Genomic DNA, 12,269 nt, shown 5'->3' with positions numbered 1-12,269 from the left:
CGTACCACCCGCCGCTGGTCCCGCGCGCGTCGGACGCCGGTACCGAGATCGGCCCGAGCGTCCGAGATCGACCCTCGGGAGGTCGATCTCGCGACGCACGGGCCGATCTCGCCGGGGTGCGGCCGGCGCTCACCTAGGGTGACCGGCGTGGCTTTCGATCGTTATGGGTCCGACGTCCTCGGCGGCGGCACGCCCGCCCCCGTCCATCATCGTGCGCGGGCGGTGTCCCGGCCGCAGGCCGCCGAGCGGGGGCTCGTGGTCGAGGAGGTGCAGACCGGGTGGGTCGGCGCGGTCGTCCGAGTCGAGAAGTCGGGCGGGATGCACGTCGTCGTGCTCGAGGACCGCGCCGGCCGGACGCGCACGTTCCCGCTCGGGCCCGGGTTCTGGGTCGACGGCGAGCCGGTCGAGCTCACCGCGCCCGTCACCTCCCGGGCCCCCGCCGCGCCCACGCGGACCGCGTCCGGGTCCCGGGCCGTCGTCGGGCAGCGGGCGCGCGTGGCCCGCGGCAGCCGCATCTGGGTCGAGGGCAAGCACGACGCCGAGCTCGTCGAGAAGGTCTGGGGCGACGACCTGCGGGTCGAGGGCGTCGTCGTCGAGCCCCTGCACGGCGTCGACGACCTCGCGGCGGCGCTCGCGGACTTCGGCCCGACGCCGCAGCGCCGCGTCGGCGTGCTCGTGGACCACCTCGTGCCCGGGAGCAAGGAGCGCCGCATCGCCGACGACGCGATCCGCCGCTCCCCCGCGGGCACGGTGCTCGTGCTCGGGCACCCGTACGTCGACGTGTGGCAGGCCGTGAAGCCCGCGCGCGTCGGCCTGGACCGCTGGCCGGTGATCGAGCGGGGCACCGAGTGGAAGCGCGGCATCCTGCGCGAGCTCGGCTGGCCCGCGGACACCGCCGAGGACGTGGGTCGCGCGTGGCAGCGCATCCTCGGCACCGTCCGCACGTACGCGGACCTCGAGCCGTCCCTGCTCGGCCGCGTCGAGGAGCTCATCGACTTCGTCACGGCGTCCTGACCCCGCCCTCGGGGTCCGGACGCACCGCGCCCCGGCACCGACGGGCGGCACCGGGGCGTGGTGGACGACGACCGGCCGTCAGGCGGCCGGCACGCCCCCGGTGAGGCGGCGGTAGGCGAAGCCCACGGCCACGTAGCTCAGCGGGATCGTGACGAACAGGCCGAGACCGCACGGGATCGCGCCGAGGATGTTGATGCCGAACAGCGCGAGCAGGAGCAGGAACACCTGACCGAAGTTCTTGGCGACGAGCGAGAAGCTCGTCCGGACTGCCGTGATCGCGTCGACCCGCTGGTCGAGCGCGACGTAGTAGACGAACGCGGAGAAGAGCAGCACCGCGAGGCCGGGCAGGATGCACAGGAAGAGCCCGATGTAGGTCAGGATGCCGACGATCAGCGCCGCGAGCAGGACGTTGACGACGTTGCCGATGCGGAAGAACGCCGCGACGTCCGGGCGCCGCCCGTCCACCTCGTCGAGCGCCCCGCGCGTGAAGAACGCGGTGATGAGGTAGCCGATGACGGCGCCGACGAGCCCGAGCAGGACGCTCGTGAACGTGATGCCGCTGAGGGCAGCGAAGTTGGTGTCCGTGTAGTCGAACTGGTCCTGGAACTGGTCGAACCCGCCGGTGATGAAGCTCCACGCCACGTTCACCGCGATGAAGATCAGCGCGACGAGGATCCACGGCCCGAGGTTCGAGGTGACCTTGCGCCACCCGTAGGAGATCGCCTCACCCACCGCGAACGCGGGCCCGGTGTACCCGGGCTGGGCGTAGCCACCCGCCGAGGGCGGGTACGTCCCCGGCGGCGGCGGGTAGGCGCCGGACGGGGGCGGGTACGCGCCCGGCGGCGGGGCGGTCGGCCCCGGGGCCGTGGGGTCGCCCGGTGCGCCCGCGGGAGCGCCGTACGCCCCGGGCGCGCCGTAGACGGGCGGGCCCGACGGCGAGGAGGCCGGGTCCTGCGGCGCGCCCCACGCGGGCGGGCCCGACGGCGGGGTGGCCGGGTCCTGCGGCGTCGCCCCGCCCGGGCCGTACGGCGAGGCCGGCGGGACGTCGGCGTCAGGGGCCGGGGCCGGCGGGCCGGCGGGCCCGTCGGGGTCCGGACCGGTCGGCGGTTCGGCCGGCTGCTGCGGGGTGCCGGAACCGTCCGGCGGCGTCGGCTCGTCGTCGCGGGGCGGCTGACCGCCCGGGTTCGTGGGGTCCGTCATCGTGCACCTCGTTCCTCGTCGTCACGTGCTGCGGGCAGCACGCGTCCTCGACGTGCTCGGTCCTATCCTGGCTGCTCAGGGGCCTGGGCGCGCGGGGAGCCGCGCCGCCCTCCGGCTCAGACGGGCTGCTCGGCGTTGAGGCGGCGGTACACGTACGCCGTCGCGATCTGGGCGACGGGCAGCGCCACGAGCAGGCCGACGTAGCACAGGAGCGTCCCGACGAGCTCGGCCAGGTACACGCCCAGGAACAGCAGCACGACCGTGCCGAGGTTCCTGCTCACGACGGTGAAGCTCGCCTTGAACGCGTCGAGGACGCCGAGCTTCTTGTCGATGACGTAGAACAGCGTGAACTGGGCGAAGAACACGAACACGATCGGTCCCACGATCGTGATCGCGAGCACGCCCGTCGCGAGACCGATCAGCAGCGCCACGAGGATCACGGTGCCGAGGTTCGGGTACCGGAAGAAGTCCGCGTACTCGAGCGTCTTCCCTCGGGTGACCAGCAGCGACACGTTGACCACCGCGGCCTGGACGAGGAACCCGAGCACGACGAGGACCGCGACGAACAGGAACGTCCCGAACCCGAACGCGAACCCGCCCGCCGTGCTGATCTCGCCCGTCTGCGGGTCGATCGTCGTCGTCGCCGTCCCGACGAGGAGCGCCCAGAACGCGACCGACAGACCGGCGAGCACCACGACGTACGTGAGGACGCCGCCGAGGATGACCCCGGCGTTCTGCGTGAACTTGTTCCAGCCGTAGGAGAACGCGTCCTGGACCTGGATCGGCTGACCCGGGTACCCCGGCTGCCCGTACGGCCCGGCCGACGGCGGGTAGCCGGGCTGCGCGCCGTAGGGCGGCTGCCCGGGCTGCTGCTGGCCGTACGGCTGCCCGGGCGGCGGTCCCGCCGGGGGCGGGTACGCACCCGCCGCCGGAGCGCCGGAGGGCGAGGCCGGGGACGGTGACGCGGGCTGCGCCGGTGCGGGGGGCGCCTGCGGGGCGGGCGGCTCCTGCGCGACGGGCTCCTGGGGCGGGACCGGTGGCTCGGCCGCCGCGTACGGGTTCTCGGGCGCCGGGGCGTCCGACGGAAGCTGCGCCTCGTTCTCGTCGCGCGGCGGGCCGCCGGCGGTGCTCTCGCTCATGGGTCTCCTCGGTCGGTCGACGGGCCGCGACGGTGCTGCCGCCACGCGACAGGATGTGGACGTCGTGTGTCGATCGCACATTTCGCGGTCGTGATACAGCCTGTCGGGATTCCGACGACGGCGCGAGAGGAAACGCCGGGCGGACCGGCCGCGCGGCAGAAGTCACCCGGTGTCCCGGGCGGGACGCGGCACGGCGGCCGTGGAGGGGTCAGCTCGTCGCGGCGCCCAGCGCCGCCGCACGGGCCAGGCCGTCGACGACGACCGTCGTGTACGTCGTCGCTCCCGCGTCCGTGGGGTGCACGCCGTCCGGGCCGAGCACGGACGGGTCCGCGACCACCGCGGCCGACCAGTCCGCGACGACCACGCCGGGGTGCCGGCCCGCGGCGGCGACGATCTCGGCGTTCGTGCCCGGGACCCACGGCCGGTCGGCGTACCCGGTGACGAGGACGACGCGGTGGCCGGGCCCGACCGCCGCGAGCAGCTCGTCCATCGCCGCGGCGCTCGCGGTGCTGTTGGTGCCGAGGGAGAGGACGACGTAGGGCCGCAGCGCGCCCGCGTCGCGCGCGGCGGCGAGCGCCGCCGGTCCGTCCTTGACCTGGCGCGAGACCGCGCCGTCGACGTACGCGCCCGGGAGCGCGCCGGTGAGCGCGGGCGCGCTCGCGAGCGTCACGGAGTCCCCCACGACGGTCACCTGGTCGCCCGTCGGTGCCGCGACCGGTACCGCCGCCTCGTCGGGCGCTGCCTCGGCGGGCGCCGCCTCGGGGCTCGCGGTGGGCGGGGCCGGCTCGGCGCCGTCGGCCGGAGCCGCCGCCTCGGGGCCGGCCGCGGGCGTCGCCGCGCCCGGCGCGGCCTGCGTCGCCCGCGCGACCTGCTCCCCCGCCGCGATCTGCTGCTCGACGCTCGTCGTGGCGGGTGCGTTGACGACCCCGGCGGCGGAGAGGCCGACGACGAGCGCGCACGACGCCGCCAGGGCCCAGCCGCGGCGGGTCAGGACGCGCGGCCCCGCCTCGCCCGGCGTGGGCTGGAGGCGACGAGCGAGGTCGCGCGCCGCACCGCGCAGCCCGCGGCGCAGGACGGGCCGCTCGACGTACCGGAAGGACAGCGCCGCCGCGACGACCGTCACGGCGAGCGTCACGACGACGACGAGCGGGTGCACCGTGCCCGGGGTCACGGGACCCACCACGGTCCCGAGCGCGGCGGCGGCGAGCACGAGCACGGGCCAGTGCCACAGGTAGAGCCCGTACGACCGCCGTCCGACCCAGCCGAGCGGGCCGCGGTCGAGCTGCGCACCGAGGCCGGGCAGGCACACGACGGCGTTGAGCACCGCGGTCGCGGCGACCGCGCACACGAGCAGGCCGCCGCGGTACGCGAGCGCGCCGTCCCAGCGCATCGTCACGACGGCGACCACGAGCACGGCGGCCCCGAGGGCCCCGGCGACGAGGACGGCGAGCCGACCGCGCGGCGTGCGCACGCGGGGCCCGCCCGGCAGGAGGGCGTGCGCGTCGGCGCCGGCCCGGGCGTCGCCGTCGGGCCGCTGGACCGGGCGCACGTGCCAGAGCGCGAGCGCCGCACCGGCCATGAGCGCGAAGAGGTGGGTGTCGGTGCCGACGTAGACGCGCGTCGGGTCGGAGCCGGGCGAGTAGAGCAGCGCCATGAGCGCCGCCGACGCCAGCCCGAGGCCGGCGACGATCCACGGCGCCCGGCGGTGCAGGGGTCGCACGACGCACAGGAGCACGACGACGAGCGGCCACAGGAGGTAGAACTGCTCCTCGACCGCGAGCGACCACAGGTTGCCGAAGAGGTGCGGGAGCAGCGCTCCCGAGTAGGTGGCCCCGCTCGCGACGTCGACCCAGTTGCTCGTGAAGGTGGCGGCGCCGAGGAGCTGGGGCCCGATGCCGACGAGGACGTCGCCCCCGACGACGGCTGCCGCGGCCGTGCACACCGCGACGACCAGCCCGAGCGCGGGGAGCAGGCGGCGGGCACGTCGCGCCCAGAAGGAGCGCAGCCCCACGTGGTGCCGGTCGCGGTGCTCGCGCACGAGGAGGGTCGTGATGAGGAAGCCCGAGAGCACGAAGAAGACGTCGACCCCGACGTACCCGCCGGGGAACGTCGCCGGGGCGAGGTGGAACGCGACCACCACGACGACGGCCAGAGCCCGCAGCCCGTCCAGTCCGGGCATCCGGCGGTAGCGCACGGTCGGCCGGCCCGGCCGTCGGCCGGCGCCGGGCGCGCGCACGTGCCCGACGACGCGAGGCTCCTCGAGCGTCGGGCGACCGACCCCCGCAGGGGTCGTCCCGGGTCGAGGTGCCTCGTAGGTCGTCGTCACTCGTCCGTGATCTCCCGTACCACCGTGTCCGCCAGCAACCGCCCCCGCAGGGTGAGCACCGCACGCCCGGCGACCGCCGCGCGGCCGTCGAGCAGCCCGTTCGCGACGAGCCCGGCGACGGCGCGCCGTCCGGCCGGGGACAGGACCGCGAGGTCGAGACCCTCGTGCAGCCGCACGCCGAGCATGGCCTGCTCGAGCCGTCCCTCGTCCCGCGTGAGGAGCTCGCGCCCCGCCGCGGGGCTCGTGCCCGCCTCGAGCAGCGCCGCGTACCGGCGCGGGTGCTTCACGTTCCACCATCGCACGCCGACCCGCGGCTCCTGGACCGACGCGCCCGTGTCGTCGGTCACGGGCGCGGGCTGGGCCGTCGCGTGCACGGGGACGGCCGACGGCGCCGCGACGTACGAGTGCGCGCCAGGACCGATCCCCCACCAGTCGTCGCCCCGCCAGTACGCGAGGTTGTGGCGGCAGCGGTCGCCGTCGGTGCGGGCCCAGTTGCTCACCTCGTACCAGGTGAGCCCGGCGGCGGTGAGGAGCTCGTCGGCGAGCTCGTACTTCGTCGCCTGGTCGTCCTCGCTCGGCAGCGCGACCTCGCCGCGCCGCACCTGGGCGGCCATCTTGGTGCCCTGCTCGACGACGAGGGCATAGGCCGACACGTGGTCGACGCCGGTCGCGAGGGCCGCGTCGAGGCTCGCCCTCCAGTCGTCGAGGCTCTCCCCCGGCGTGCCGTAGATGAGATCGAGCGAGACCTGCAGGCCCGCGTCGCGCGTCCAGCGCACGACGTCGGGGATGCGGCGCGGGTCGTGCGTGCGCTCGAGGGTCGCGAGGACGTGCGGGACCGCCGACTGCATGCCGAACGAGACGCGCGTGAACCCGGCGTCCGCGAGCTCCGCGAGCGACTCCGGCGTCACCGAGTCCGGGTTGGCCTCGGTCGTGACCTCCGCGCCCGGTGCCAGTCCCCACGCGTCGCGCACCCCGCGGAGCAGGCGTGCGAGGTCCCCGGCGGGCAGGAGCGTGGGCGTGCCGCCGCCGACGAAGACGGTCGACACCGGCCGCTCCGGCAGCCCGGCGTCGCGCAGGACGCGCGCCGCGAGGTCGATCTCGAGGAGCGCCGTGCTCGCGTACGACGCCTGGCTCGCGCCCCCGCCGAGCTCGGACGCCGTGTACGTGTTGAAGTCGCAGTACCCGCACCGCACCGAGCAGAACGGGACGTGCAGGTACACGCCGAACCCGCGCCGCGCCGTCGGGCCCGACGGGTCGCGGCCCTCCGGGGACGGCCCGCCCGCCGCGACCCACGCGGGGAGCGAGCCGTCGGGCGGGACCGGCTCGCCGTCGGGCAGGGCCGGGCTCACTTCTTGGACTTGTCCTTGGCGTCCTTGCCGCCCGCGGCGTCGGAGGAGAGCGCGGCGATGAAGGCGTCCTTCGGGACCTCGACGGACCCGATGTTCTTCATGCGCTTCTTGCCCTCCTTCTGCTTCTCGAGCAGCTTGCGCTTGCGGCTGATGTCGCCGCCGTAGCACTTGGCGAGGACGTCCTTGCGCATCGCGCGCACGGTCTCGCGCGCGATGACGCGCGCGCCGACCGCCGCCTGGATCGGCACCTCGAACTGCTGGCGCGGGATGATCTCCTTGAGCTTCGCCGTCATCATGACGCCGTAGTCGTACGCCTTGTCCTTGTGCACGATCGCGCTGAACGCGTCCACCTGCTCGCCCTGGAGCAGGATGTCGACCTTGACGAGGTCGGCGACCTGGTCGCCCGAGGGCTCGTAGTCGAGCGACGCGTAGCCGCGCGTGCGTGACTTGAGCTGGTCGAAGAAGTCGAACACGATCTCGGCGAGCGGCAGGGTGAAGCGCAGCTCCACGCGGTCCTCGGACAGGTAGTCCATGCCGAGCATCTGGCCGCGGCGGTCGTTGCACAGGCCCATGACGGTGCCGACGAACTCGCTCGGCGCGAGGATCGTCGCGCGCACGACGGGCTCGCTCACCTGCTTGATCTTGCCGCCCGGGAACTCCGACGGGTTCGTCACGTTGACGAGCGTCCCGTCCTCGAGCGTCACGTCGTAGACGACGTTCGGCGCGGTCGAGATGAGGTCGAGGTCGAACTCGCGCTCCAGGCGCTCGCGCACGATCTCCAGGTGCAGCAGGCCGAGGAACCCGACGCGGAAGCCGAAGCCGAGCGCGACCGACGTCTCGGGCTCGTAGTTGAGCGCGGCGTCGTTGAGCTTGAGCTTGTCGAGCGCGTCGCGCAGCACCGGGTAGTCGGTCCCGTCGATCGGGTACAGGCCCGAGAAGACCATGGGCTTCGGGTCCGAGTAGCCGCCGAGCGCGTCGGCGGCGGGCTTGGCCGCGTTCGTCACCGTGTCGCCGACCTTGGACTGGCGCACGTCCTTCACTCCCGTGATGAGGTAGCCGACCTCGCCGACGCCCAGGCCCTTCGTGACGATCGGCTCGGGCGAGATGACGCCGATCTCGAGCAGCTCGTGCGTCGCGCGCGTCGACATCATGACGATGCGCTCGCGCGGGTTGAGGTTGCCGTCGACGACGCGCACGTACGTCACGACGCCGCGGTAGGTGTCGTACACCGAGTCGAAGATCATGGCGCGCGCGGGGGCGTCGGCGTCGCCGACCGGCGCCGGCACGCGCTCGACGATGCGGTCGAGCAGCACCTCGACGCCCGCGCCCGTCTTGCCGGAGACCTTGAGCACGTCGTCCGGGTCGCCGCCCACGAGGTTCGCGAGCTCCTCCGCGTACTTCTCGGGCTGCGCCGCCGGCAGGTCGATCTTGTTGAGCACCGGGATGATCTCGAGCTCGTTCTCCATCGCGAGGTACAGGTTCGCGAGGGTCTGCGCCTCGATGCCCTGCGCCGCGTCGACGAGCAGCACCGCGCCCTCGCACGCGGCGAGCGACCGCGAGACCTCGTACGTGAAGTCGACGTGGCCCGGGGTGTCGATCATGTTCAGCGCGTGCGGGGTCTCGACCCCGTCCTCGACGACCGCCCACGGCATGCGGACGGCCTGCGACTTGATCGTGATGCCGCGCTCGCGCTCGATGTCCATGCGGTCGAGGTACTGGGCGCGCATGGCACGCGGCTCGACGACACCGGTGAGCTGCAGCATGCGGTCGGCCAGGGTCGACTTGCCGTGGTCGATGTGCGCGATGATGCAGAAGTTCCGGATCAGCTCGGGCGGCGTGGCCGCGGGCTGGATGCGGGTGCTCAGCTGGGCGCTGGGGATCGGGGACAACGCGGGTGCGCTCCTGGGAGTGGCGTGCGGGTCGGGCCGCGCGCTCGGGGGCGGGCGCGCCGACGGTCGCTCTCGGGCGGGCGGGAGCCTCCATTGTCCCACGTCCGGCGTCGGGCACCCGCCCGCCCTGCGGGGCGGCGCGAGCCGACCTAGCGTGGAGGACCGGCCGGCCGCACCGGGCCGACCGGTGACGAGAGGAGCGCTCATGGCCCAGGACACCGCGCACCGGACCTCCGGCCGTCACCGCGGCCGTCGCGTGCTGGCGATCGTGACGAACTACGGCGTCGAGCAGGACGAGCTCGTCGTGCCGCTCGAGCACCTGCGCGGCGAGGGGGTGGAGGTCGACGTCGCCGCGGTGTCCGCGGACGACGTGCAGACCCTGGTGGACGACAAGGACCCCGGCCGCACCGTCACGCCGACGCTCACGCACGCCGACGCCGACCCTGCCGAGTACGACCTGCTGCTCGTGCCCGGAGGCACGATCAACGCGGACGCGCTGCGCCTGCAGGACGACGCCGTGAGCCTCGTCCGCGCGTTCACGACCGCGGGCAAGCCCGTCGCGGCGATCTGCCACGGCCCCTGGGCGCTCGTCGAGGCCGCGGCGGTCGAGGGCAAGACCCTCACGAGCTACCCCTCGCTCGAGACCGACGTGCTCAACGCGGGCGGGGCCTGGGTCGACCGGTCGGTCGTGCGGGACGACGAGGGCTACACGCTCGTCACGTCGCGCAACCCCGGCGACCTCGACGCCTTCCTGCGCGAGGTGGACGCCGTCCTCGCCGGCTGAGCCCCCCCGGGGCGCGACGGCGTTCACCCTCGCCGCGCGCCGCCCGGCCGGTAGGGTGCGCGCGTGGCACGCAACCGATGGCTGGGACTACTCACCGACGCGGCACGCGCCGTCGTCTCCGGGCTCACGCGCTCGTCGCAGGGCGGCTCGGGCACGGGCACCGCGGCGACGCGCGCGCCCATGAGGGAGCGGAGGCCCGCGAGCCGGACGCCCTCCCCGCACCCCGGCCCGCGGCCGGCTCCCCCGGCGCGGCCCGGCCCTGCGCGGACCGGAGCCCCGGCCCGGCCCGCGGCGAGCGGCAGCCGGGCCAGCACGTACCCCGGCGACTACGAGGGCCGGGTGCGCGCGCAGTACGCGCCACGGCTCGACGGCGACCCGGACCCCGGCGAGATCGTCTGGACCTGGGTGCCCTTCGAGGAGGACCACACACAGGGCAAGGACCGGCCGGTCCTGCTCGTCGGGTCGGACGGCGCGTGGCTGCTCGGCGTCATGCTCACGAGCAAGGACCACTCGCGCGACGCCGGCGACGAGGCGCGCTGGGGCCGCTACTGGCTCGACATCGGGTCCGGCCCGTGGGACGCGAAGGGCCGCGACAGCGAGGTCCGGCTCGACCGCGTGCTCCGCGTCGACCCGGCCGCCGTCCGGCGCGAGGGCGCCGTCGTCGGCCGCGACGTCTTCGACCGCGTGGTGGCGGGCATCTCGCAGCACCGCTGAGCCGGAGGCCCACGAGAGCTTGGCGCCTCGTTGCGCGACCAGCACCGGTGGGCAATCCGTCCACTGCGATTGGTATTCTCACCAGTGTCACTGGTAGTCTCGTTGGTCGCGTGTCCGCCCAGGTCGGCGGGCACAGCCCCAGCACCTCTCCACGGGTTCCCCACCCCAGTCCCGGAGCTGGAGCCGCCCTCTACGACCTATCCGCTCGCTCCGGCGAACAGAACCAGAGAGTCCACACGTGGCAAACATCAAGTCCCAGATCAAGCGCATCCGTACGAACGAGAAGGCTCGCCTGCGCAACAAGGCGGTCAAGTCCGAGCTCAAGACGTACGTGCGCCGCGTGCGCGAGGCCGTCGCCGCGGGCGACAAGGACGCGGCGAGCACCGCGCTCCAGGCTGCTTCGCGCAAGCTCGACAAGGCGGTCTCGAAGGGCGTCATCCACGCGAACCAGGCCGCGAACCGCAAGTCGGCCATCGCGAAGGCCGTCAACGCTCTCTGAGCGCACGGTTCGCCCGCGTCCGCGTGACACGCTGAACGTCACGACGGCCGCACAGGCTTCCCACGGAGGGGCGCCGACCCGCACGGGTCGGCGCCCCTCCGTGCGTGCAACGGAAGAACACCGGAGTCCGACGAAGTAGAGCCGTGGTCCGGCGCGGTAGAGCCGTGGACCGGCGACAGAGAGCCGTGGACCGCCGCTGAAGACCTCGACGGAGGGCGCGCTCAGCGACCGTGGGCGCGGGCGATGGTGAGGACCGCACGCTCGACGGCGAACACCGGGTCACGCCCGGCGCCCTTGACCTCCGCGTCGGCCTGGGCGACGGCGCTGATCGCCGTGGCGAGCCCCTCCGGTGTCCAGCCCGCGAGCTCGCGGCGCGCCCGGTCGACCTGCCAGGGGGCGAGACCGAGGTCCTTCGCCGTGATCCCCCCGCGGCCGCGCATCGCGCCGACCTTCGCGAGCGCACGGAGCTTCATCGCGAGCGCCGCGACGAGCGGCACCGGGTCGGCGCCGGTCGCGAGCGCGTGGCGCAGGAGCGCGACGGCCTCTCCCGCGTTCCCGGCGACGGCGGCGTCGGCGACGCGGAACCCGGTCGCCTCGACCCGCCCTCCGTAGTACCGGTCCACGACGGCCTCGCTCACGGTGCCGTCCGTGTCCGTGACGAGCTGGCTGCAGGCCGCGGCGAGCTCGCGGAGGTCGTTGCCGACCGCCTCGACGAGGGCGCGCACCCCCGACGCGTCGATGCGTCGGCGGGCGCGGCGGAACTCGGCGGTGACGAACGCGGTCTTGTCGGAGTCCTTCTTGATCGCCTCGACCGCGACGACGGGCGCTCCGCTCGCCTTGATCGCGTCGAGCATGCGCTTGCCGCGCACCCCGCCCCCGTGCACGACGACGACGGTCGTCTCCGGGTCGGCGGTCGGGACGTAGTCCACGACGTCGGCGACGAGCGCGTCCGTCGCCGCCTCCGCGCCCTCGACCACGACGACCTTCGCCTCGCCGAACAACGACGGGCTCGCCGCGACGGTGAGCATCCCCGCCTGGTACGTGGCGCCCTCCATCGTGACCTTCTCGACCTCGGGGTCGCGCTCGCGCGCGAGCCCGACGATCGCGTCCACGGCCCGCTCGGCGAGGAGGGACTCGGGGCCCTGCACCAGCACGACCGGCGCGAGCCGGACGTCGTCCCACGCGAGCGACGGGCCGGCGGACGGGCGGGCGGTGCGGGTCGGCGCGGGCATGGCACCAGCCTCCCACGAGCCACCCACCGCGCGAGAACGCCGCCGCGTGTCCGGACGCCCCGGGCTCGCCGTCCCCGGCCTCGCGGGCTGTGGGCTGTGGGCTCCGGGCTCCGGGCTCCGGGC

The 12,269-nt window shown here is 74.6% G+C and carries 10 protein-coding genes; 4 read left to right on the top strand and 6 right to left on the bottom strand.

From position 1 onward, the window contains the following. Positions 1 to 147 precede the first annotated feature (147 nt). Positions 148 to 1,014 (top strand): DUF3097 domain-containing protein, encoded by an 867-nt coding sequence (locus ACZ402_RS06230; RefSeq protein WP_375824807.1) that lies wholly within the window; start codon positions 148 to 150, stop codon positions 1,012 to 1,014. 78 nt (positions 1,015 to 1,092) lie between these two features. Here the strand turns inward: ACZ402_RS06230 and ACZ402_RS06225 are convergent, their stop codons facing one another. The 5 genes from ACZ402_RS06225 to lepA form a co-directional block, all read right to left on the bottom strand. Next, the gene (locus ACZ402_RS06225; protein WP_375824808.1) at positions 1,093 to 2,214 is read right to left on the bottom strand and encodes a DUF2189 domain-containing protein; all 1,122 of its coding nucleotides are present in this window, start codon (positions 2,212 to 2,214) and stop codon (positions 1,093 to 1,095) included. Between the two features lie 116 nt (positions 2,215 to 2,330). After that, on the bottom strand, positions 2,331 to 3,353 hold the full coding sequence (locus tag ACZ402_RS06220) for a DUF2189 domain-containing protein (protein ID WP_375824809.1): 1,023 nt from the start codon (positions 3,351 to 3,353) through the stop codon (positions 2,331 to 2,333). Positions 3,354 to 3,561: 208 nt separating this feature from the next. Further along, a complete protein-coding gene (locus tag ACZ402_RS06215) occupies positions 3,562 to 5,679 on the bottom strand; it encodes an acyltransferase family protein (protein WP_375824810.1) in 2,118 nt (705 codons plus the stop codon). After that, positions 5,676 to 7,028, bottom strand: coding sequence for a radical SAM family heme chaperone HemW (gene hemW, locus ACZ402_RS06210; RefSeq protein ID WP_375824811.1), 1,353 nt, complete (start codon positions 7,026 to 7,028; stop codon positions 5,676 to 5,678). Before hemW ends, ACZ402_RS06215 begins: the two co-directional genes overlap by 4 nt. Then, a complete protein-coding gene (lepA, locus tag ACZ402_RS06205; RefSeq protein WP_375824812.1) occupies positions 7,025 to 8,917 on the bottom strand; it encodes a translation elongation factor 4 in 1,893 nt (630 codons plus the stop codon). The genes hemW and lepA overlap by 4 nt, the downstream gene beginning before the upstream one ends. Positions 8,918 to 9,122: 205 nt before the next feature. On the opposite strand from lepA, the gene ACZ402_RS06200 reads away from it, so the two are divergent. The 3 genes from ACZ402_RS06200 (at position 9,123) to rpsT (ending at position 10,914) form a co-directional block, all read left to right on the top strand. Then, a complete protein-coding gene (locus ACZ402_RS06200) occupies positions 9,123 to 9,701 on the top strand; it encodes a type 1 glutamine amidotransferase domain-containing protein (protein ID WP_375824813.1) in 579 nt (192 codons plus the stop codon). Positions 9,702 to 9,764: 63 nt separating this feature from the next. Then, positions 9,765 to 10,415: a type II toxin-antitoxin system PemK/MazF family toxin gene (locus ACZ402_RS06195; protein WP_375824814.1), complete on the top strand. Its 651-nt coding sequence runs from the start codon at positions 9,765 to 9,767 to the stop codon at positions 10,413 to 10,415. A gap of 238 nt (positions 10,416 to 10,653) precedes the next feature. Beyond that, complete coding sequence (rpsT, locus tag ACZ402_RS06190; RefSeq protein WP_047232984.1) at positions 10,654 to 10,914, top strand: 30S ribosomal protein S20; 261 nt, start codon at positions 10,654 to 10,656, stop codon at positions 10,912 to 10,914. A 221-nt stretch (positions 10,915 to 11,135) separates the two neighbouring features. Here the strand turns inward: rpsT and holA are convergent, their stop codons facing one another. After that, positions 11,136 to 12,146: a DNA polymerase III subunit delta gene (gene holA, locus ACZ402_RS06185; RefSeq protein WP_375824815.1), complete on the bottom strand. Its 1,011-nt coding sequence runs from the start codon at positions 12,144 to 12,146 to the stop codon at positions 11,136 to 11,138. Between the last annotated feature and the right edge of the window lie 123 nt (positions 12,147 to 12,269).

It is taken from the genome of Cellulosimicrobium sp. NPDC030954 (assembly GCF_055571305.1).
The sequence above is the reverse complement of the archived record's forward strand: the minus strand, read 5'-3'. Positions and strand labels throughout refer to the sequence as shown.